Annotated in this window: 16 protein-coding genes and 3 pseudogenes; 5 read left to right on the forward strand and 14 right to left on the reverse strand. The window is 71.8% G+C overall.

The window, feature by feature from the left end:
• Nucleotides 1–92: 92 nt before the first annotated feature.
• The 6 genes from ACZ6S6_RS24720 to ACZ6S6_RS24745 form a co-directional block, all read right to left on the reverse strand.
• Complete coding sequence (locus tag ACZ6S6_RS24720) at nt 93–2,609, reverse strand: collagenase (RefSeq protein ID WP_362966712.1); 2,517 nt, start codon at nt 2,607–2,609, stop codon at nt 93–95.
• Between the two features lie 338 nt (nt 2,610–2,947).
• Nucleotides 2,948–3,979: an ABC transporter ATP-binding protein gene (locus ACZ6S6_RS24725; RefSeq protein WP_362966710.1), complete on the reverse strand. Its 1,032-nt coding sequence runs from the start codon at nt 3,977–3,979 to the stop codon at nt 2,948–2,950.
• Nucleotides 3,976–5,043, reverse strand: a complete 1,068-nt coding sequence (locus tag ACZ6S6_RS24730) for an ABC transporter ATP-binding protein (protein WP_362966708.1) — start codon at nt 5,041–5,043, stop codon at nt 3,976–3,978. The genes ACZ6S6_RS24725 and ACZ6S6_RS24730 overlap by 4 nt, the downstream gene beginning before the upstream one ends.
• Before the next feature lie 3 nt (nt 5,044–5,046).
• Nucleotides 5,047–6,033, reverse strand: coding sequence for an ABC transporter permease (locus tag ACZ6S6_RS24735; RefSeq protein ID WP_362966706.1), 987 nt, complete (start codon nt 6,031–6,033; stop codon nt 5,047–5,049).
• Nucleotides 6,030–7,001, reverse strand: a complete 972-nt coding sequence (locus ACZ6S6_RS24740) for an ABC transporter permease (RefSeq protein WP_362966704.1) — start codon at nt 6,999–7,001, stop codon at nt 6,030–6,032. The genes ACZ6S6_RS24735 and ACZ6S6_RS24740 overlap by 4 nt, the downstream gene beginning before the upstream one ends.
• A gap of 20 nt (nt 7,002–7,021) precedes the next feature.
• Nucleotides 7,022–8,767, reverse strand: a complete 1,746-nt coding sequence (locus tag ACZ6S6_RS24745) for an ABC transporter substrate-binding protein (protein ID WP_469706965.1) — start codon at nt 8,765–8,767, stop codon at nt 7,022–7,024.
• Between the two features lie 267 nt (nt 8,768–9,034).
• Here ACZ6S6_RS24745 and ACZ6S6_RS24750 point away from each other — a divergent pair.
• Nucleotides 9,035–10,416, forward strand: a pseudogene (locus tag ACZ6S6_RS24750) (aminopeptidase P family protein).
• Between the two features lie 79 nt (nt 10,417–10,495).
• The gene (locus ACZ6S6_RS24755; RefSeq protein ID WP_362966699.1) at nt 10,496–11,206 is read left to right on the forward strand and encodes a GntR family transcriptional regulator; all 711 of its coding nucleotides are present in this window, start codon (nt 10,496–10,498) and stop codon (nt 11,204–11,206) included.
• 104 nt (nt 11,207–11,310) lie between these two features.
• Here ACZ6S6_RS24755 and ACZ6S6_RS24760 read toward each other — a convergent pair whose 3' ends face one another.
• From ACZ6S6_RS24760 to ACZ6S6_RS24790, 7 genes are read right to left on the reverse strand one after another with little or no spacing between them, the layout of a single operon-like run.
• The gene (locus ACZ6S6_RS24760; protein ID WP_362966697.1) at nt 11,311–12,252 is read right to left on the reverse strand and encodes an ornithine cyclodeaminase family protein; all 942 of its coding nucleotides are present in this window, start codon (nt 12,250–12,252) and stop codon (nt 11,311–11,313) included.
• Nucleotides 12,249–13,325, reverse strand: a complete 1,077-nt coding sequence (locus ACZ6S6_RS24765; RefSeq protein ID WP_362966695.1) for a proline racemase family protein — start codon at nt 13,323–13,325, stop codon at nt 12,249–12,251. Before ACZ6S6_RS24765 ends, ACZ6S6_RS24760 begins: the two co-directional genes overlap by 4 nt.
• On the reverse strand, nt 13,322–14,323 hold the full coding sequence (locus tag ACZ6S6_RS24770) for a proline racemase family protein (protein ID WP_362966693.1): 1,002 nt from the start codon (nt 14,321–14,323) through the stop codon (nt 13,322–13,324). The genes ACZ6S6_RS24765 and ACZ6S6_RS24770 overlap by 4 nt, the downstream gene beginning before the upstream one ends.
• A 1-nt stretch (nt 14,324) precedes the next feature.
• Nucleotides 14,325–15,239 (reverse strand): dihydrodipicolinate synthase family protein, encoded by a 915-nt coding sequence (locus tag ACZ6S6_RS24775; protein WP_362966691.1) that lies wholly within the window; start codon nt 15,237–15,239, stop codon nt 14,325–14,327.
• 9 nt (nt 15,240–15,248) lie between these two features.
• Nucleotides 15,249–16,685 (reverse strand): FAD/NAD(P)-dependent oxidoreductase, encoded by a 1,437-nt coding sequence (locus ACZ6S6_RS24780; RefSeq protein WP_469706966.1) that lies wholly within the window; start codon nt 16,683–16,685, stop codon nt 15,249–15,251.
• Nucleotides 16,678–16,941, reverse strand: coding sequence for a 2Fe-2S iron-sulfur cluster-binding protein (locus ACZ6S6_RS24785; RefSeq protein WP_362966687.1), 264 nt, complete (start codon nt 16,939–16,941; stop codon nt 16,678–16,680). The genes ACZ6S6_RS24780 and ACZ6S6_RS24785 overlap by 8 nt, the downstream gene beginning before the upstream one ends.
• Nucleotides 16,938–18,098 (reverse strand): NAD(P)/FAD-dependent oxidoreductase, encoded by a 1,161-nt coding sequence (locus ACZ6S6_RS24790; protein WP_362966685.1) that lies wholly within the window; start codon nt 18,096–18,098, stop codon nt 16,938–16,940. The genes ACZ6S6_RS24785 and ACZ6S6_RS24790 overlap by 4 nt, the downstream gene beginning before the upstream one ends.
• Nucleotides 18,099–18,241: 143 nt before the next feature.
• Between ACZ6S6_RS24790 and ACZ6S6_RS24795 the strand changes: the two genes are divergently transcribed.
• From ACZ6S6_RS24795 to ACZ6S6_RS24805, 3 genes and pseudogenes are all read left to right on the forward strand, one after another.
• Nucleotides 18,242–18,586 (forward strand): aldehyde dehydrogenase family protein, encoded by a 345-nt coding sequence (locus ACZ6S6_RS24795; protein WP_362966683.1) that lies wholly within the window; start codon nt 18,242–18,244, stop codon nt 18,584–18,586.
• Between the two features lie 75 nt (nt 18,587–18,661).
• Nucleotides 18,662–19,225, forward strand: a pseudogene (locus ACZ6S6_RS24800) (cytochrome P450); the annotation flags it as partial.
• 78 nt (nt 19,226–19,303) lie between these two features.
• Nucleotides 19,304–20,099 (forward strand): annotated as a pseudogene (locus ACZ6S6_RS24805) (SDR family oxidoreductase).
• Nucleotides 20,100–20,276: 177 nt separating this feature from the next.
• Here the strand turns inward: ACZ6S6_RS24805 and ACZ6S6_RS24810 are convergent.
• Nucleotides 20,277–21,038: a hypothetical protein gene (locus tag ACZ6S6_RS24810; protein ID WP_362966681.1), complete on the reverse strand. Its 762-nt coding sequence runs from the start codon at nt 21,036–21,038 to the stop codon at nt 20,277–20,279.
• Nucleotides 21,039–21,111 lie beyond the last annotated feature (73 nt).

Consider the following 21,111-nt stretch of genomic DNA (forward strand, 5'->3'; position numbering starts at 1 on the left):
GCCGCCCACCACCGCCGCCGCCGCCGCCAGTGCAGAGCCGAGCCGAGGCCGGCGCCGATGGCACCGACCCCGGCGGGGCGTGAAGTGGTGGGTCAGTACGCGGTGGTGACGGTGGCGCCGCTGAAGGCGGCTGCCGCGTGGAGGCTGATGTAGTTGACGCCGGACGGTGGGTTGCTGATCGTCAGGGTGTGGGAGTTGCCGGGTCCGGTGGCCCGGTTGGTGTGCGAATCGGTGGTGGCCCAGGTGGAGTTGCTGTAGTAGAGGTCGGCGTTGCCGGTGCCACCGCTGATGGTGATCTTCAGCGTCTTGGTGCCGGCCGGGATGTTCAGGTAGTGGTAGGCGTAGTTGCCGGTGGTGGCGGAGAGGTTGCCACGGCGGCAGTTCTTGCCCAGTACCCGGACGTCGGAGGCGGTGCACTCGCCGACGGTGGAGCCGCTGGTCACGGTGACCGTCCGGGTGGTGGTGGCCGTGGTGCCCTTGTCGTCGGTCACGGTCAGCCGGACGGTGTAGCTGCCCGCGGCGCTGTAGGTCTTGGCGGGGTTGGCCTGGGTGGAGGTGGTGCCGTCGCCGAAGTCCCAGGAGCGGGAGGCGATGGTGCCGTCGGCGTCGGTGGAGCGGTCGGTGAGCGTGACCGTCAGGTCCTTGACCACGGCCGTGAACTCGGCGGTGGGCGCCTTGTTGCCGGGCTGGCCGTCGCCACCGCAGTCACCGGCGGCGCATGCCGCGAGCCAGGTCTTCCAGTCGCTGTCGTAGCGGGTGCCCACGGTGCTGGTGAGGTAGGTGCGGGCGGCGCTCCACTCGCCGGCGCGGTAGTGGGCGAGCACCTTGTCCAGGTCGGCGGGGTGCTTCTCCAGCATGTACCGCACGGCGAGGTAGCCCCAGCGGTAGACGCGGGTCGTGTCGTGGCTGTAGTCGGTGCTGAAGAGGGTTGACAGGGCGTAGGTGCCCTTGCCCGCCTCGGTGAACGCCGCGGTGTAAGGCTCCTCGCGGTAGTGGTAGGAGATGTACTCCGCGAAGCCCTCGACCCACCAGATGGTGGGGGTGGTCATGTTGTCGGCGAAATCGCCGTGCATGGTGAAGCGGCCGTCGAGGTAGTGGGTGTACTCGTGGTTGAGGTTCCAGATGCGGAAGTCAGGTCGCAGCCACTCGGCCTCGTAGGCGATGAAGCGCGGCTGATTGCCCACGACGGAGGGGTCGCCCTCCAGGTACATGCCGCCGTTGTTGGTGTCGATCCCGTACATCGCGCCGGCGTAGGTCTGGTAGTCGTCGCTGGAGTCGTAGGCGATCACCTCGATGGCCGTGTTGTTGTCATCGGCGACCGGGCCGTTGTCCTTGGCGATCCGGTGGAAGTAGGCGTCCTGCTGGATGAGGCTGGTGCAGGTGGCGCTCAGATCGGCGGACGTCATCTGCTGGGCCAGGATGCGAATGCTGGGGCTACAGGTGTGACGGACCGGCAGGACCTCGCGCTTGAGGCGCTCCTGGAGGTCGCAGACGCCGTACGTGGCGCAGTTCGCCTTGTCGTAGTAGTCGGCCATCTCCGCTATGCCCACCCAGAGCGGGGCGGTGGGTCCGGCGATGGAGGTGTCCCGGAGCAGGGCGGTGGCCAGCGGGCGTACCTTGTTTCGCAGGTTCGGGTGCTGGAGGAAGCGGCCCAGCTCCCGTCCGGCGTTGGAGGTCAGGGAAGCCTGGTCTCCTTCGAGCAGGGAAAGGTGGTCGGCGGCGAAGCGGTACAGGGAGTCGATGAGGCTTGGGTCCGACTCGACGGCGCTGACGAACGCGGGTACCTGATGGCCTCGGAAGGTCACCGTATAGACGTTGTTGACCGCGGCGAGCATCCGTGAGGACGCGTTCCAGGAGGAGTCGTAGTCGGCCAGCATCCGCTTGACGACGGAGATGTACCGGGCGTTCTCCTGGGCGCTGTCGATCAGGATGACGGCCTCGGAGAGCGCGTCGCCGTTGGCGTCGGTGACGTCACGCGACCGGGGGCTGGCGAAGAAGCCGTCGAGGCCTGAGCGGATGGCGGTCTGGAGGGTGGGGCCGTACGGTCCGACGACGTCCGGGTTGTACCACTGCACGTAGTACCCGGCGCGGAGGTACAGCACGAGCTGCGGGGTACCGGTGCTGCCGTCACCCGGGTAGGAGGCCGCGTTGTCGCGCAGCGCGTAAGCCACCGAGGTCATCTGAGCTTCGTGGAAAGCCAGTTGGGCGTCGTTGCCGGTCAGCCTGAACAGGGTGTTCACGCAGCCCGTGGTGGACGCCTTGATGAAGCGCACCAGTTCGCTTCCGGTGCGTCCGGTGAAGTCGGCCGGGTCGCACGCGGCGGCCGCCTTCGCCGAGGACGTCTTGCCCGAGCTCTGCTTCGACGGGGCGTCGTACTCGCCGTAGGCCTCCTTGAGGGGGGACTTGTCGGCGCTCAGCGGGGGGAGCTGGGACGCTTTCAACCGGCCCTTGGCCTGGTGGCCGGTGTCCGAAGTAGGGGACTGCTGCGCCTGCGGCGCGGGGTCGGCCGACCCGGCGAGGCGGGACGGCTGGGACGCGTTCGATGCCGTGGCGGCCGAAGGGGGGTTCGACTGCGCTTGGGCTGGTTGCGCGAGCAGCGCGACGCTCATTAACCCGGCCAAAGCTAGGGGCAGAACGGCACCCACACCTCGGCGGATGAGTGGGGTTCTCACGTTGTTTCCTCCCATGAGGGATCGGAGGCACGCGCATGCGTGACCGATGGGGTGCACAGGGCGTGGGGCAGGGGGTGTTGTCGTGCCGTGTTGTCAGCCGGACGGAATGGGGTCGGTATCCGGCGTTGACATGCCCACACCCTGTACCATGTACAATTGCACAGGTGACACAGCACTGGGAAGGCATGCGGTCGAACCAGCTACGACTTTCCGGTGAACGCGGCAAGGCGGGGCGGGGTGGCCTGCCGGGCGTGTGGCGGGCCGCAGGGGGCCTCTCAGCCCGTTTCGGGGAAGTGACAGGCCGCTGTACGCGCGCCGGAGCCCACGACCTGGAGCAGCGGCCGCTCGGTACGGCACACGGCCTGCGCCTTGGGGCAGCGCGGATGGAAGCCGCAGCCGCTGGGCGGGGAGGCCGGGCTCGGCGGGTCGCCGAGCAGGAGAATCCGCTCCCGGCGGCGCTCCACCGCCGGGTCGGGCAGCGGGACCGCCGAGAGCAGCGCCCGGGTATAGGGGTGCGCCGGCCTGTCGTACAGCTCGCGCTTGTCGCCGATCTCGACGATGCGGCCCAGATACATCACCGCAACCCGGTCGCACACCCGCTTCACGACGGACAGGTCGTGAGCGATGAAGAGGAACGACAGGCCTAGCTCGCCCCCCAGACGCTCCATCAGGTTGACGACCTGAGCCTGTACAGACACGTCGAGCGCGGAGACCGGCTCGTCGGCGACGATCAGGCGGGGGCCGGTCGCCAGGGCGCGGGCGATGCCGATGCGCTGGGCCTGGCCGCCGGAGAACTGGTACGGGTGCCGGTCCAGGTGTTCGGAGCCCAACCCCACCAGGTCTAGCAGTTCGGCGGCCCGGTCCCGCGCCGCCCGGACCGTGGCCCCCTGCACCAGCAGGGGCTCGGAGATGTTCCGGGCGACGGTCTGCCGGGGGTTCAGTGAAGCGTGGGGGTCCTGGAAGATGATCTGGAGGCGCTGCCGGACCGGCCGCAGCTCGCGCTGGGACAGATGCGTGATGTCGCTACCCTCGAACTCGACGGTCCCCGCGGTGGGTTCCAGCAGCCGGACCAGCATCCGGCCCGTGGTGGACTTGCCGCAGCCGGACTCGCCGACCAGCCCGAGGGTCTCCCCTGCGGCGAGCTCCAGATCGACGCCGTCCACCGCGCGGACCGGCGCGGCGGCGCGGCCCAGGACGCGGCGGCCGGGGAACGTCTTCACCAGACCGCGTACGGACAGCAGGGACGCGGCACCATTCTCCTTGGAACTCGCTGCGGGAAGAGGGGACTTGGAGAGCGTGGGTTTCATCGGGCCTCCTCGGCCGGTACGGGGACCCCGCCGGGCGGGCCGGACTGCGGGACGGTCGGGACGAGGGGCAGGTGGCAGGCGACCAGCCGGCCGCCGCCGGGCACGGCCCCGGGGCGGGGGCTCTCCCCGGCGCAGCGGGCCCGCTCCGGGGCCGTGGCGGCGGCGGCCCTGGGGCAGCGCGGTTCGAAGGGGCAGCCGGGTCTCGGTTCGGCCGGCGACGGCGGGGAGCCGGGGATCGCGCGCAGCGGTGCGTCGTCCGGGTCGTCCAGTCGGGGCAGGGAGTCCAGGAGGCCCCGGGTGTAGGGGTGCGCGGGGCTGTGGAACAGCTCGTCCACCGGGGCTTGTTCGGCGCCGCGCCCGCCGTACATGACGAGCACGTCGTGGGCGACGCGGGCTACCACGCCCAGGTCGTGGGTGATCATCAGGACGCCGAGTCCGCGATCCTGCTGGAGCCGGGCGATCAGTTCGAGGATCTGCGCCTGGACGGTGACGTCGAGCGCGGTGGTCGGTTCGTCGGCGACGAGGAGTTCGGGTTCGCAGGACAGGGCCATGGCGATCATGGCGCGCTGGCGCATGCCGCCGGAGAACTGGTGCGGGTACTCCCCCGCGCGGCGGGCCGGTTCGGGGATGCCGACCTCGCCGAGCATCTCCACGGCTCGTCTGCGGGCGACGCGCCGGCCACTGCCGAAGTGGTGGCGGTGGGCCTCCGCGATCTGTTCGCCGACGGTGTACGCGGGGTGCAGTGCGGACAGCGGGTCCTGGAAGACCATGGCCATCCGGCGTCCGCGCAGGCGGCCGAAGCGGCGGTCGCTCAGGCCGAGGAGCTCCTGTCCGGCGAGGGTGATCGATCCGCTCACCTTGGCCCTGCGGTGCAGGCCCATCACGGCGAGGGAGGTGACCGACTTGCCGGAGCCGGATTCGCCGACCAGCCCCAGGGTGCGGCCGGCCTCCACGGTGAAGTTGACCCCGTCGACCGCCTGGACGGTTCCGGCGGGGGTGTCGAAGGCGACCCGCAGGTCGTGGACGCGCAGCAGGGGGTGGTCCGGTTCGGTGGTGGGCGGCACGGGTCAGTTCCTCACCCTCGGGTCGACGACGGCGTACAGGAGGTCGATGACGACGTTGGCCGCCACGATGAAGAAGGCGGCGAGGAGGGTGACGCCGAGCACGACGGGCTGGTCGGCGCGTTGCAGGGCGTCGTAGAAGAGCCTGCCGACGCCGGGGATGCCGAAGATGGACTCGGTGATGACCGCTCCGGCCAGCAGGGCGCCGAGGTCCATGCCGAAGAGTGTGAGGACCGGCATCATCGCGGACCGCAGCCCGTGTTTGACCACGACGGTCCGGGCGGGCAGACCCTTGGCGCGGGCGGTCCTGATGTACGGCTGCGCCATCGTCTCGATCATCGAACTGCGGCTCTGGCGGGCGTACATGGCGGCGTAGAGCAGGGCCAGGGCGATCCAGGGCAGCAGCAGGTTGGCCGCCCAGGCGAGGGGGTCGTCGGTGAGCGGGACGTAGGCGGGATAGGGCAGCAGCCCGGCCAGCCGGACCAGGCCGTACAGGAGCATCACCGCGGTGAAGTAGACGGGCAGGGACGCGGTGGCCACCGCGCCGACCATCAGGGTGCGGTCGAGCAGCCCTCCCTTGCGCAGGGCTGCGGTCACTCCGGCGCTCAGCCCGAGCACCAGCCACAGGCAGGCGGCGCCGAACGCCAGGGAGACGGAGACGGGCAGGCGGTCCATCAGCAGGTCCCACACCGGCAGGGCGTTCTCGTAGGAGTAGCCGAGGCAGGGGAAGCCGCACTGCAGCGCGTGGGGGCCGGTTCCCAGCTCGCGGCCGGCGAAGATGCCGACGAGGAAGTCGCCGAACTGTCGCCACACTGGCTGGTCCAGGCCCATGAAGTGGCTTACTTCCGCGAGCCGTTCGGGGCTGCACGTCTTGCCGCAGGCCGCCGAGGCGGGGTCGGCGGGCAGCAGGTAGAAGATGACGAAGGTGACGGCGCAGATGGCGAGGAGGACGCCGGCCACGCCGAGGAGTCTGCGGACCAGGTAGGCGGTCACGGGCGTCCTCCCTGGGGGTCGAGGATGTCGCGCAGCGCGTCGCCGAGGACCGTGAAGGCGAGGACGGCGACGAAGAGGAAGGCGCTGGGGACGATGAAGTACATGGGGTCCGTCTCGTAGTAGGCGACGGCCTCGGCGATCATCTGGCCCCAGGAGGGGGTGGGCGGGCGCACGCCCACCCCGAGGAAGCTGAGCGCCGCCTCCGTGCTGATCATTCCGGGGATCAGCAGCGTGGTGTACGCGATGACGGGCCCGGAGATGTTGGGCAGCACCTGCTGGGTGAGGATGCGCCAGGGCCCGCTCCCGCAGGCGCGGGCGGCCTCGACGAACTCGCGGTGGCGCAGGGAGAGCGCCTCGGCGCGCACCACGCGGGCGATGCCGGGCCAGCCGAAGACGCCGATGACGACGGTCATCAGCACGACCCGGTTGACGTCCTTGGCCACCGACATCATCGCGATCATGAAGATGAGCGAGGGGAAGGACATGGTGAGGTCCATCAGCCGGCTCAGTACGGTGTCGACGCGCCCGCCGAAGTAGCCGGCGGCGATGCCCGCGGCGGTGCCGGTGACGACGACGATCGCGGTGGCGGCGAAGGCGATCAGCAGGGACACCTGCGCACCGTGGACGACGCGTGCGAACAGGTCGCGGCCGGTGACCGGTTCGACGCCGAGCCAGTGTTCGGCGCTGATGCCGCCGAGGGTGCCGTGGGGCAGGCCGCCGAGGTAGGGGTCGATGGCGTCGGCGTCGAAGGCGGTGGGCGACCAGCCGCCCATTCGGCTGAGCAGGGGTGCGGTGAGGGCGACCAGGATCAGCAGGGCGGCGGCGATCAGGGCGGACCGGCTGCCCCGGTCGCCCCACAGGCGGCGCCAGGTGGACCGCCAGGGGGAGTCGGGCAGGGCAGGTGATCTGCGGCCGCCGGCTGCCGGGGCGTCGCCCGGTCCGGTGGCCGGGGCGGTGACGATGCTCATGGGAGTGGGTCCTCGTCCCCTCAGCCCTTGCTTCGGGACGGGTCCTTGAGACCGATCACGGCGAAGTCGAACTGGCCGGTCCAGGAGGTGTGCCCGAAGGCTCCGGCGATGTTGTCGCCGACGAGCAGCGGCTTGCGCTCCCAGAGCAGGGGAACGGCCGGGGACGTGCTCTGGATCTCCCGGTCGAGCGCGGTCCACGCCTTGTTGGCGGCGCTCGCGTCGGACATCGCGGCGATCTCGTCCATGCGGCGCTCGACGGCCTTGTCGCGGAACTGGGAGACGTTGCCCTGATTGCCCTTGGGCTTGATGGTGCGGCCGTCGAAGACGAACGGCAGGAAGGTGGCGGCGGAGGGGTAGTCCGGGCACCAGCCGCTGATGGCCATGTCGGGGGCGTTGGCGGTGTCACCGATGGTGTCGTAGTAGACCGAGGGGTCGACGGTGTCGATCCGCAGCCGTATGCCGACCCGGTCCAGGCTCTGCTGGAGCGCCTCGGCGCGGGTCTTGTCCCCGGTGGACACGGTGATCGTCGTGTCGAAGCCGTCGGCCTCGCCCGCCTCGGCCAGTAGCTTCTTGGCCTTCTTCACATCACCGGTGGCCGGCCCGCCGTGGACCGGGGCGACGGCACGGCCGCCCGTGAGGGATGGCGGCAGATAGGCGGTGGCAACGTCATTGAGGGCCGGTCCGCCGTTGGCGGTCACCTGGGCCTCCTTGTCGACGGCGTACTGCATCGCCTGACGGAGCTTCGGGTCGTCGAACGGGGCCCGGGAGGTGTTCAGCGCGAGCATGTCCGTACAGCCGGTGCGCTCGGCGGAGAGCCGCTGACGGATCTCCGGCTTCGGCAGGACCTTGGCGACGCTGGAGGGCTGGAGGTCAGACCACTCGACGGCGGAGGCGTCGACGCCCGCGCTCTCGATGATCCGGTCGTCGATCTGACCGCCCTTGAGCCCCTGGATCACGACGATGCGGTCGGGGTAGGCCTTGCGCACCGGGTCGGTCGCCGCGTCCCAGTGGGTGTTGCGGACCAGCACCAGTTTCTTGCCGCGCGCGTAGCTCTCGATGCGGTACGGGCCGGAGGAGAAGGGTCGCAGGTCGTACTGGACGCCCTTCTCACGGGACTCGGGCACGGGCGAGAAGGTGGGCAGCGTGACCGTGTAGGAGAACTCGGCGACGGTCCTGCGCAGCGCGAAGACGATGGTCCGGTCGTCGGGGGTCCGGATCGAGGCGAGGTGCTTGCCGTCCAGCGGGCCGGCATACCCCTCGGCGTCGGCGAGGTAACGCTGGGCGTAGTCGGGTCCGCCGGCGAGGTCGGGGGCGAAGGACCGCTCGACGTTGTACTTGATGTCGCGGGCCCGGATCGGGGTGCCGTCCTCGTAGACGAGGCCGGGCTTGAGGGTGAAGGTCCAGGTGCGCCCGCCGTCGGAGGATCTGCCGAGGTCGGTCGCGAGGTCGGGGACGATCTCGCTGCCCTTCTTCCCGGGCCCGGCGCGGAAGGTGGTCAGGGTGCGGTAGATGAGCCGGGTGCCGAAGTCCATCGTCGGCATGACCCAGTTGCGGGCCGGGTCCAGGTGGGCGAAGTCCTGGTTGGACAGCACGGTCAGGGTGCCGCCGCGCTTCGGCGTGCCGCCGATGACGGTGCCGGTCGCCACCCCGGGCTGTCGCCCGTCCGGGTCGCGGTCGCCACCTCCCTGCGTGGTGCAGGCCCCCAGCAGGGCCAGGGCGAGCGAGGTGCTCAGGGATGCGGACAGCATCCGGGTGCGACGGGACATGGGTGCACTCCTCGTACAGGGAAGGGACGTGGCAGACCGGAAACAGGCCGGAGGACGAATACGGGATCGGGCCGGGAGGAAAGGGACGGCCCGGAAGGGCCCGGTGATCCGGGCGGCCGAGCGGCCCGGAGGGCGACTGCTTGCGGAACGGGAGGCGGAGAGGGCCGGAAAATGAGCCCGCATCCACGTGGTGTGACACGTAACATAGTAATGTGACATTGCACAGCCAAGCAGTGCGTCACTCCGTTACCGAAACGTGTCCCCTCGATGCGGGCCGCCCAGGTCCCCGGGCGCGCCCTGCTGCCGGACCGCCTGGAGCGGCTGTCGGCCCGCTTCCCGGGCGAGCGGCTCGTCATACCCGCCGGGACGCTCAAGCTCCGATCGAACGACACCGACCACCGCTTCCGGCCGCACAGCGCCTACGCCTGGCTGACCGGGCTGACCGGGCTGACCGGGCTGACCGGGCTGACCGGCGAGGAGCAGCCTGACCACGTCCTGGTCCTCGAACCCTCCGGCCCCGAGGGGCACGAGGCGGTGCTCCATATCCGCCCCCGCTCCTCCCGGAACACCAGCGACTTCTACCGCGACCGCCGCTATGGCGAGTTCTGGGTCGGCCGCCGCCCCGACCTGGACGAGACGGTGGCGCTGACCGGGCTGCACTGCGCCCACCTCGACGACCTGGCGAAACTCTCACCGGCCCGCAGCCGCCGACCCGCCTGCTCGCCGGCGTCGACGCCCGGGTGGACGGTCTGCTGGCAGCCCGGTCCCATACTCCGGCGGGAGACGCCGAGTTGGACACCGCGCTCGCCGAACTCCGGCTGCGGAAGGACTCCTGGGAGGTCGGCCAGCTCCAGCTGGCCGTCGACCACACCACGGCGGGCTTCGAGGACGTCGCGCGCGCACTGCCCGACGCCCTGCGCCACCCCCGGGGCGAACGCTGGATCGAGGGCGTGTTCCAGCTGCGTGCCCGGAGCGAGGGCAACGGCACGGGGTACGAGACCATCGCGGCGGCGGGCGCGCACGCCTGCGTCCTGCGCTGGATCCGCAACGACGGACCGCTCGACCCGCCCCAGCTCCTCCTGCTCGACGCGGGGGTGGAGACCGACACCCTCTACACCGCGGACATCACCCGCGCCCTCCCGCTGTCGGGCCGCTTCTCGCCGGCCCAACGGGACGTCTACGAACTGGTGCTGGCCGCGCAGGAGGCCGCCATCGGCGCCCTGCGTCCCGGGGCCCGATTCCGGGACTTCCACCGCGAGGCCATGCGCGTCATCGCCGAGGGACTGCACGCGTGGGGCATCCTGCCGGTCCCGCCCGAGGAGGCGCTCGCCGACGACAGCGGCCTGTACCGCCGTTACACCCTGTGCAGCAGCGGGCACATGCTCGGCATCGACGTGCACGACTGCGCGCGGGCCCGCGCGGAGACCTATCTCGACGGCGTACTGGAGGAGGGCCACGTCCCCACCGTCGAGCCCGGGCTCTACCTCCAGCCAGACGACGAGACGCTGCCGCCCGAGCTGCGCGGCATGGGCGTGCGCATCGAGGACGACCTGGTGATCACCGCGGACGGGGCGAAGCCGCTCTCCAGCACGCTGCCCCGTACGGTCGACGGCGTCGAGGAGTGGATGACCCGCCGGCTGGACAGCTGACAGCGCTGACCTTCGGCCGAGGAGGCACCGCGCAACGTGACATTGTATAGTGCGGTGCCACATCATTGAAGGGGAACGCATGAGTGAGCTGAAGTCCCGCAAACTCATCTCGGTGCAGGAGCATCTGCGTGACCAGGTGGCCAACGCCCTGCGCGCCGCGCTGATCGCGGGGGAACTCGAGCCAGGCGTGATCTACTCGGCGCCCACGCTCGCCGCCGAGTACGGCGTCTCCGCGACGCCCGTGCGCGAGGCCATGCTGGATCTGGTCCGCGAGGGCCTGGTCGAGGCGGTGCGCAACAAGGGGTTCCGCGTCACCGAGCTCTCCGAGCGCGACCTGGACGAGTACACCGAGATCCGCGCGCTCATCGAGATCCCCACCATCGGCCGCGTGGCCCGCACCGCCTCCCGCGAGCAGTTGGAGGCGGTGCGCCCGGTGGCCGAGGAGATCGTGACCGCCGCGCAGGGCGGCGACCTGATCGCCTACCTGGAGTCGGACCGCCGCTTCCATCTCGACCTGCTCGCCCTCGCCGGGAACGCCCGCCTCGTGGAGACCGTGGCCGACCTGCGCAAGCGCTCCCGGCTCTACGGACTCACCGACCTGTCCCAGGAGGGGTCGCTGACGGGTTCGGCGCGGGAGCACACCGCGCTCCTGGACATCATGATCGCGGGGGACGCGGAGGGGGCCGAGGAGCACATGCGCCGCCATCTGGCGCATGTGCGGACCCTGTGGGCGGCCCGGAAGGGGGAAGCCGAACGCGCCGCTCCGTCCCGCAGGCTCGGCGCGCGCTGACGCCGAAGTCCGTTCGGGGCGGCGGGTGTTGGGTCGCACCGAAGTCCGCGCGGGGCGGCGCGTGTTGGCGTAAGCCCCCTCCGGGAGGCGGCGCCGGAGGGCGGTCAGCTCCGCTCCCCCGGCCTCCCCTCCTTCCGCCGGTGGGCCGCGATGGCGACCACCAGGTCCTGCCAACCCATCCCGCACGTCTTCACGACCAGCGGGCGGTCGGCCGGGACGTCCGCCTGTGAACCGGTCAGCTCCGCCAGGGTGACGAGGTCGTCCGGGGCGAGCGAGCCCTCGTGGACCGCCATGACGACGTCGCCCGCCTCGCGGAGGGCGGTGGCGCGGCTCTCCACCAGGACGGTGGCACGCCCCATCAGCACGCTGTCGAGCTCACGCGCGTCCGGTTCATGCGAGCCGACCGCCAGCACCACCGCGCCGTCGCGCACCAGCCGTCCGTCGACCACCGGTTCGCGCGCGGATGTCGCGGTGACGACGACGTCCGCGCGTCGCACCCAATCCGCCGCTCCCGCGCCGTCCGCAGTCAGGCGCCGGTCCGCCCAGCCGGGCACGGGCCCCCGGCGCCGGGTGACGACCGTGACGTCGGCCACCGAGACATGGGCCCGTACGGCGGCGACGTGCCCCTCCCCCTGGGGGCCCGCGCCGAAGACCACCAGGCGCAGCCCTCCGCCCCCGCCGGCGAGCGCGCGCAGCTGGTCCAGGCAGGCCGCGACCGAGACGGCGGGGGTGCGCAGGGTCGTCAGCGCCACCCCGTCCAGCAGGGCCACCGGCGTCAGGGTCGCGCTGTCGTGCAGCAGATACGTGGCGTTGATCCTCCGCAGTCCGCGCGCGGCGTTGCCGGGCGCGACGGTGGCGATCTTCACGCCGAACCAGCCGCCGGACTCCGAGGGCATGAGCAGCCCCTGACCGTGGGCCAGCGGCACGACCGCCCGCGGTACGTCGCCGTCCGGATCGAGTCCCCCGGCCAGCGCCTCCCGGACCGCGGCGACGGCCCCGGCCGGACCGAGCGCGAACACGTCCGCCGCGTCGAGCGTCACCGTCATCGCAGCACGAACCCGGGTACGAGGGTGTCGTCGGGATCGACGGTGAAGCGGCTGGTTCCGGTGGCGTACGCGGTGCCCGTCACGGCCGGGACGACCGCGTGGCGACCGTGGACCGTGGTCGGCCGCTCGATCCGGGCACGGAAGACGGAGCCCACCACCGATTCGTGCCTCAGCGCGTCGCCGAGGCGCAGTTCCCCGGTGTCGGCGAGGAGCGCCACCAGGGCCGCGGTGCCCGAGCCGCACGGGGAGCGGTCGACCTGGCCGTCGGCGAACACCGTGACGTTGCGGTGGTGCAGCAGCCAGGTGCCGTCGGGCCGTTCGACCGGGGCGCCGGCCTCCTCGGTGAACACCGTCCCGTAGACGCCGGACAGCCTTGGGTCCTCGGGGTGTTCGGCGGCATGGGCGGCGTTCAGCGCGTCGCGGATCTCGCGGCCGGCCGCGACGATCGCGGTGATGTCCCGCGGCCGGACCCGCAGGCCGAGCCGGTAGGCCGGAAGCACGGCGTACATGGCGCCGCCGAAGGCGATGTCGACGGTGACGGCTCGCTGTGAGGTGGCCACCTCGAGGCCGCGCGCGTGGACATAGCCGGGAACGTTGACGAACGTCACGTCCGCGACCCGGCCACCGACCGTGCGCACGCTCGCCGTGACGCGGCCGGAGGGGACGTCGATGACGACGTCCGTCGTGCCGTCGGCCGACGCCGGGACCAGGCCGGTGGCGACCGCCCAGGCGCCGAGGGCGATCGTGCCGTGCCCGCAGGCCGTGGAGAAGCCGTCCCTGTGCCAGAAGAGGGCGCCGAGGTGGGCCCCCGCGTCGTCCGGCGGCACCAGGAAGGCCCCGTACATGTCGGCGTGGCCGCGCGGTTCGCCGCACAGCAGGGCCCGGGTCCACTGCACCCCGGCGTCGGCCATGGCGGCTGTGCGGCGCTCGGCGACGGTGGGCCCGTGCCCGGTCACGGCCGGCGGGGACACGGGCACGATCCGGAACGGCTCGCCACCGGTGTGCCAGTCGACCGTCCCGATAGGCCCGGTGTACGCCGTCCCGATCGGCCCGGTGTGCGGGTCGGCCGTCATACGGTGAATCCCGTCGGATAGGGGTCCGTGGGGTCGAGCAGGTACTGCGCGGTCCCGGTGATCCAGGCGCGGCCGGTGACGGAGGGCAGCACGGCGGGCCTGCCGCCGACCGTGGTCTCCGCCAGGATCCGGCCCGTGAAGCGCGAGCCGATGAAGGACTCGTTGACGAAGTCCTGTCCGGTCTTCAGCTGTCCCCGCGCGTGCAGTTGGGCCATCCGGGCACTGGTTCCCGTCCCGCAGGGCGAGCGGTCGAACCACCCGGGGTGGATGGCCATGGCGTGCCGCGAGTGCTCGGCGGTCGAGCCGGGCGCCTCCAGATAGACGTGGTGGCAGACGTCGATCGCGGGGTTCTCCGGATGGACCACCGGGTGCCGCTCGTTGATCGCCCCCATGACGGCCAGGCCCGCGTCGAGCAGCCGCCCCTTCTCTCCCCGGTCGAAGGGGATGCCGAGGTCCTCGGTGCGCACGATGGCGTAGAAGTTGCCGCCGTACGCCATGTCGTATCGGACTGGGCCGAACCCCTCGACCTCGACGACCTGGTCCAGCGCGTGGCTGTAGGAGGCAACGTTCTCCAGGGTGACGGACTCCGCGCGGCCGTCGCGCACGGCGACCCGTGCCAGGACGAGGCCGGCGGGGGTGTCGAGACGGATGAGGGTCTCCGGTTCGACCGCTTCGACCATGCCCGTCTCCACGAGGACCGTGGCCACGCCGATGGTGCCGTGGCCGCACATAGGCAGGCAGCCGGAGACCTCGGTGAACAGCACGCCGAAGTCGGCGTCCGGCCGGGTCGGTGGCTGGAGGATCGCTCCGGACATGGCCCCGTGCCCGCGCGGCTCGCACATGAGCAGGGTGCGCAGGCCGTCGCGCTCCGCAATGAACCGCTGCCGTCGCTCGGACATCGTCGCGCCCGGCAGGACACCCACCCCGCCGGTGATGACCCGGGTCGGCATTCCCTCGGTGTGCGAGTCGACCGCGTGGTAACAGACCTTCGAGCGCACGTCAGTTCACCCCCGCGTCGATGAGGGCCTGGGTGGCGGAGCGGACGACGGCCTCGGTCTCCGGGTCCAGAGTCTGCCGGGGCGGACGGCAGCCGCCGCCGGTCCGGCCGATCAAGTCCTGGCCGAGCTTGATCGCCTGGACGAACTCGGTCCTGCTGTCCCACCGCAGTACAGAGTGGAGCTGTCGGTAGAGCGGGAGCGCGGTGCCGAGATCGCCGGCCAGCGAGGCGTTGTAGAGGTCGAGGCAGGCACGCGGGAAGACCTGGGGGTAGCCGGCGACCCAGCCCTTGGCGCCGGCGACCCCGACTTCCAGGAGGGTGTCGTCGGTGCCGACGATCAGGTCGAGCCCGGGGGCGAGTTCGTTGATGGCGTAGCACCTGCGGACGTCGCCGGAGAACTCCTTCACGCCCACGATGAATCCTTCGGCGTGCAGCTTGGCCAGCAGTTCCGGGCGAAGGTCGACCTTGGCGTCGATGGGGTTGTTGTAGGCGGTGACGGGGAGTCCGGCGGAGGCCACCATCGCGTAGTGCTCCAGGACGGCGCGGTCGTCGGCCCGGTAGGCGTTGGGCGGCAGGCACATGACGGCCTGGCAGCCTGCGTCCTTGGCGAACCGCGCGTGCCGCCTCGCCTCGATCGCGCCGTACGCTCCGACGCCCGGCATCACGGTGAAACCCTCGGGGGCGTTCGCGACGGCGGTCTCCACGACGCGGTCGCGTTCCTCGTACGTCAGGGTCTGGTATTCGCCCAGCGAGCCGTTCGGGGCGACGCCGTGCAGGCCCTGTTCGGCGAGCCAGGCGACGTTGTCCCCGTAGGCGCCGAGGTCGACGGCGAGGTCTAGACCGAACGGGAGGCTCGTCGCGACGATGACTCCGTGCCAGGGCATGCGGGTGCGGATGGAGGTGCGGTCCAGGGCCATGGGAACTCCTCAGGTGTGGTCGGAAGTGGACTCGCCGGAATCGGCGAGCGCACCGAGGGTGACGGGGGTCGCGATCAGCCGCTCGGCGGGGGCGTACGGCTCGCCGCGGGCGACGAGGCAGTGCACGGCGGGCCCGCACATCCGGCCCTGGCACCAGCCCATACCGGCTCTGGTCAGCTGTTTGACCTGCCGGTGGTCGGCTGCCGAATCGTCGGCGCGGGCGGACCGGACCGCCCCCGCGGTGACCTCTTCGCACCGGCAGACCGGTGTGTCGTCGGTCAGCCACGCGGGCCAGGCCGGGGGCAGGGGGTGTGCCTTCGCCATCGCTCGGGCGAAGGCGCGGTGCCGGGCCACCGCCCGGCGCTCCGCGACCGGGCGGCGGGTGCCGGGCCGGCCAGGGGCGGAGAGGTCGGTGAGCACCGAGACGGCGGCGACGCGGCCCTCGCTCACCGCGAGCGCGGCCCCGCCCACGCCGCAGGTCTCGCCCGCCGCGTACAGCCCGGGCACCGTGGTGCGCTGTCCGTCGTCGACGGCGGCGGCCATGGTGCCGTCGCCCGCGTCGCCGAGGCCGCAGCCGAGCGGGAGCAGCAGGTCGAGCTGGGGGGCGAAGCCCCAGCCGACGCCCACGGTGTCGGCTTCGATCCGGCGCTCCGTGCCCGGGAGCGGGCGCCCGTCGGTGTCCAGGGCGGCGGTGTGCACCACGGCGACCCGCCCCTCCCCTTCGGCGCCGACGATCGCGGTGCGGGTCCGGACCGGGACGCGGTGCCGGGCGAGGGTACCCGCGTACCGGGCGCCCTCGGCCCACTTGGCGGGGTTGCGCAGCAGGGCTGCGGGGTGGCGCAGCCAGGCCGAGGGCGCCGCCGCCTCGCACACGGCAACGACCTTCGCCCCGCGTGCGGCGAGCGCGGCGGCGACCGGCAGCAGGAAGGGGCCCGTGCCGCCGAGGACCACCCGGCGGCCGGGGACGACTCCCCCACCCTTGAGCAGCGACTGGAGCCCCCCGGCGGTGAGCACACCGGGCAGGTCCCAGCCGGGGAAGGGGAGTTGGCGGTCGTAGGCGCCGGTCGCCACCAGCAGGGCCGGTGCGCGCAGCACGACGGCCTTCTCCTCGGGCGCCCGGCCGCGGTCCATGGCGTGGACGGCGAAGCCGTCCTCGTCGCGGGCCGTGGTCCACACATGGTGGTTCAGCAGCAGCGCGAGTCTCCCGGTGCGCTCGTGGGCGGAGAGGGTGGCGTACAGCGCCCGGTAGGTGCTCAGTCCGTGGTGCAGATCCGCGGTCGAAACGGCCTCTCGCGCGAAGAGCGGGGGGTGGCGCCAGAACTGGCCGCCCGGGGCGGCGCCCGAGTCGACGAGAGCGACCCGCAGCCCGCCGTCCAGAGCGACGGCGGCGGCGGCCATGCCGGCCGGGCCCGCGCCCACCACCACGAGGTCACGGGACTCACTCATCGTCGCCCTCCCCGGTCGTGACGGCCATGCCCACGCGGGCCTGCACCAGGCAGGCGCGCTGCCCGCCCGTTCCGTCGACGGTCACCAGGCAGTCGTAGCAGACGCCGATCCCGCAGAAGATCCCCCGGGGCCGTCGCCCGCCCCGGGTGGTCCGCCAGGCGACCCGGCCCGAGGCGACAAGCGCGGCGCCCAGGGTCTGTCCCGGTACGAACGGCAACGGTTCGCCGTCCACGGTGAACGCGGTCACTGCGGTCACTTCGGCACACCTCCGGTGGTGAGGAATCGGTCGGGCAGGAGGCCGGTGTGGGCGGCCGGATCGGCGCCGCGCCACGGGCGGCCAAGGAGTTGGGCGGTGACCAGGGCGCCGGTCCCGGGTGCGAGGCCGATGCCGGCGCCCTCGTGGCCGCACGCGTGGACGATGCCGGGGACGCGGGGGTCGGGGCCGATGACCGGCAGGTGGTCCGGGCAGTACGGTCGGAAGCCCCGGTAGGCGCGGATCAGGTGGACGCCGCGCAGGAACGGGAAGAGACGGCACGCCTGGGCGGCGAGCGTGGCCACCACGGCCGGGTTCATCGCGGTGTCGAAGCCGACGCGTTCGCGGCTGGCGCCGATCAGGATCGTGCCCGCGCGGGTGCCCTCGACGACGCACGACGTCTCCAGCCCCTCGTCGCTGGAGGCCACGTTGGCCACGTAGTCGGCGGAGTAGACCTTGTGCCGGATCATCGGCGGCAGCGGCTCGGTGACGAGGACGAAGCCCCGGCGGGGCAGGATCTCGACGGGTGCGCCGAGCCGACGGCCGACCTCGCCGCCCCAGGTGCCGGCGGCGTTGACCACGGCGTCGGCGGGCAGCACCGTGCCATCTGCGGTGCGCACTCCGGTGATCCTGCCGCCGGCCCCGGTGACCGCGGCCGCGGCCTCGCCGGTGTGCGTCCGGGCGCCGTGCCGGACCGCGGCACGCAGCAGTGCGGCCGCCGCGAGAACGGGCTGCACCTGGGCGTCCTGCGGGTAGTGGACGCCGCCGGGGAGGCCGGGCGCGATATGGGGTTCGAGTTCGCCGACGCGCTCGACGGCTTCGATGCGGACGCCTGCGCCCGCCTGGCGTGCGGCGAACGCGTGCAGGGCCCCGAGGGCTTCGGGTGTGCTCGCGACGACCAGGCCGCCCTTGGCCTCCAGTTCGACCGTTTCCGGGCCGAGTTCCTCGCCGGCCTCGTCCCAGAGGTCACGGCTGAGCCGGGCCAGCTCCAGTTCGGGGCCGGGCTCCTTGTCGGAGAGAAGGATGTTGCCCTCCCCCCGGCTGGTCGTGCCCGCGCCGACGGGACCACGGTCGAGGACCGTGACGTCGAGCCCCGCCGAGGCGGCGTGGAACGCGCACGCGGCGCCCACGATGCCCGCTCCGACGACGACGACTTTCATGACCGCCCCTTAGTGCAATGTCACATGCCACTGCTTAGGCTATACATCCGGACGACCCGAGGACAACGCCACCGCCCCGGTGACTTTCACCCGGGCACCCGACGACGGCGCGCCCACCGGCGCGCACAGGGAGACGCATCGCTGTGAACCCGACCGGAAACCCATCTCTGCCCGGGGACTCGTTCCCGAACGGACCCGCCCCCCTGACCGGGCACTCGCGCCTGGCCGGTCGCGAGGTCCCCGGCACCGGGGACGCCTGGTACGCGGTCGCCGCCGCGACCGGCGAACCGTTCGGCCCCCCGCACCGGGACGCCTCGACGGAACAGGTCGCCGAGGCCGCCCGGCTCGCCGCGGCGGGCTCCCGCGCCTTCCGCGCCCTGCCGCCCGAGCGGCGGGCCGCCTTCCTCGACGCCTGTGCAGAGGAGATCGAGGCGCTCGGCGACGCCCTGCTGGAACTCGCGGCCCGGGAGCGTGGACGGCACGCGTGAGGACGCAGGCCATCTCGTCGAACAGCACGACCCGGTCCCTGTCCGTCCACCCCGCGGCAGTTCGGTTCCAGTGAACTCCTCGACCCGCGCACGGCAGCCGTCGAGGTACTCAACATCTTGCGGCCAACCGTCGCCGTCACCTGGTTCGCGACGTTCGCGGCACACGCCCTGCACCGCTGGCTGGAGCATCGCAGCGCGCTGTCCGGCGACGATCCAGACTACGCGTACGCGTTCGCTCAAGAAGTACGACGGTTCTACCCCTTCGCGCCCTTCATCGGCGGCCTGGCCGCCGAAAAGCTTGAGTGGCTCGGCCGGCCCATCCGGCCCGGAACACTCGTACTGCTGGACCTCTACGGCCAGAACCATGATCCGGACCTCTGACCCCGGCCGTACGACTTCACTCCGTCGCGCTTCGCCGACGCGTCGGCCCGGACCGAGGACCTCGTCCCCCAGGGAGGCGGCGACCCGGCCAACGGGCACCGGTGTCCTGGCGAGGACATCACCCTCTCACTGCTGGCCGCGCTCTCCACGCTCCTCTCCGGGCTCGTATACCGGGTGGCGGAGCAGGACCTCACCATCCCCCTGAGCCGCGTCCCGACCGGCCCCCGGAGCGGCTTCGTCATCGAAGACGTCCGCTGAGGGCGCGCCGGAACGGGACCACTCACCCAGGGAAGTACCGGCCGGGTCACCCGGCCCCGCAACTGAAGGAGCCACCTCATGACCGAGTCCGAGCGACAGCAGGACCCCACCACGCGTCACCCACGACCCGAGTTCCCGCAGCAGGAACAGCAGCATCCCGGCTGGACGGGGGCCATGGACCCCCCGCCCGACCACGGCGAGGACACTTATCGCGGCCACGGACTCCTCCTCGAACGCAAGGCCATCGTGACCGGGGGCGACTCGGGGATCGGCCGGGCCGTCGCGCTCGCCTTCGCCCGCGAGGGCGCCGATGTGCTCATCACCCACCTCGACTCCGAGAAGGACGAGGCGCGGGAGACAGCCCAGCTTGTCGAGGAAACCGGCCGGCGAGCCCTGACGGAGACGTGCGACATCCGCAACGAGAAGCAGTGCCGCGCCCTGATCAGCCGAGCCGTAAGTGAATTCGGCCGCATCGATGTTCTCGTCAACAATGCCGCGTACCAGATGTCACAGCCCGATGGGATCTCCGCCATCTCGACGGACCAGTTCGACCGAGTGATGCGCACCAATCTCTACGGGATGTTCTGGCTCTGCAAGGCCGCTCTCCCGCACATTCCGGCAGGCGGATCGATCATCAACACCACGTCGGTGCAGGCATACAAGCCGAGTCCCATCTGCTCGACTACGCCATGACAAAGGGTGCCATCGTCCGGCAACCCTGCCGGACACGAAGGAGTTCGGGAAGCAGAGCCCCCTCGGACGTCCTGCGCAGCCCGCCGAAATGGCCCCCGCCTACGTGTTCCTGGCTTCGGACAACGCCACATACATCACCGGCGAAGTCATGAACGCGACGGGCGGCACTCCGATTCCGTAACGGCCGCGGAGAGCTGATCCCCACGGTGAAGGAGCCGGTCGACGGCATCGGAGAGAGAAGAGCGGGTGGGCCGCCGCATCGTCATCGCGATACGAACTGGTGGAGCGGCTCGGTAGGAGCGGTACGGTCGCGAGCAAGTCGCCGCAGCCCGATGCGCCGAGCTGCCCCGCGGGAACTCTACGAGTCCTTCTCGTCCCGGGCCTCGGCGGCTGCGCGCCGGACCTGCCTCTCGCGTTCGCGGCGGCTGCAGGCGGCCTGCCGGACGGTCCGCTCATCGGCCAGACCGGAGCCGAGAGCGCCGGCGAGAGTCCCCAGGCAGGCGGCCAGCCATGCCAGCGTGGCGTAGTCGGACAGCCCGGCCTCGTGTTGCAGCGTGCGGGAAAGATAGCCGGCCGGGATGACGACGCAGGCGCCCAGGAACGTGGCGGTGAACAGCAGTAGGAACATGATCGCCACGCCTATGGAGACAGTCAGCAAGGTCTCCGCGTTGTACAGCGCGGAGAAACGGCGCGCCCGCGAGGTGGCCGGGCGCTCCCACAAGCCGTTGCTGAGCACCAGCCAGGCGATCATGGAAGCGGTGGAGAGCACGGAGCCGAGCGCCAGACGGACGGTGCTGGAAGCGTCGGCCAACTGCCAGATGCTGGAGTAGAAAACGCCGAAGGCGGCGCCTGCCAGAGCGCCCACCAGGGCGGGCGACAAGGATGGCACCAGGCGCCAGGGGCGATTGGCACGTACCATCCCGGCGAGCAGCTGGGCCTGGCCACGTTTACCGGACAGCGTGTAGTGCAGACCGGAAACGTCGAGTTCCACGTTCGTCTCCACGAGGGGCTCGTCGCCCTCCGCGGCGCTGTCGTGCTCGCGCTCGTCGACGGTGTGGAACCGACGGGGGAGAGCGGCGCCCGGCTGGGTCTCGTACCGTTCACCGTCCGTTCCCAGCACCTTGCCGCACCCGTACAGTCAGGAGGCCGCCTGACCAGCGGTGCAATGCTCCTGATGGCCCATCAGAACGAGC

The organism is Streptomyces sp. NPDC048671 (assembly GCF_055587045.1).

Bases quoted from the DNA above. Each gene is read 5' to 3' on its own strand.
- ACZ6S6_RS24720 (WP_362966712.1), bottom strand. From the start codon at position 2,609: ATGAGCGTCGCGCTGCTCGCGCAACCAGCCCAAGCGCAGTCGAACCCC.
- ACZ6S6_RS24725 (WP_362966710.1), bottom strand. From the start codon at position 3,979: ATGAAACCCACGCTCTCCAAGTCCCCTCTTCCCGCAGCGAGTTCCAAG.
- ACZ6S6_RS24740 (WP_362966704.1), bottom strand. From the start codon at position 7,001: ATGAGCATCGTCACCGCCCCGGCCACCGGACCGGGCGACGCCCCGGCA.
- ACZ6S6_RS24745 (WP_469706965.1), bottom strand. From the start codon at position 8,767: ATGTCCCGTCGCACCCGGATGCTGTCCGCATCCCTGAGCACCTCGCTC.
- ACZ6S6_RS24755 (WP_362966699.1), top strand. From the start codon at position 10,496: ATGAGTGAGCTGAAGTCCCGCAAACTCATCTCGGTGCAGGAGCATCTG.
- ACZ6S6_RS24760 (WP_362966697.1), bottom strand. From the start codon at position 12,252: ATGACGGTGACGCTCGACGCGGCGGACGTGTTCGCGCTCGGTCCGGCC.
- ACZ6S6_RS24765 (WP_362966695.1), bottom strand. From the start codon at position 13,325: ATGACGGCCGACCCGCACACCGGGCCGATCGGGACGGCGTACACCGGG.
- ACZ6S6_RS24775 (WP_362966691.1), bottom strand. From the start codon at position 15,239: ATGGCCCTGGACCGCACCTCCATCCGCACCCGCATGCCCTGGCACGGA.
- ACZ6S6_RS24780 (WP_469706966.1), bottom strand. From the start codon at position 16,685: ATGAGTGAGTCCCGTGACCTCGTGGTGGTGGGCGCGGGCCCGGCCGGC.
- ACZ6S6_RS24790 (WP_362966685.1), bottom strand. From the start codon at position 18,098: ATGAAAGTCGTCGTCGTCGGAGCGGGCATCGTGGGCGCCGCGTGCGCG.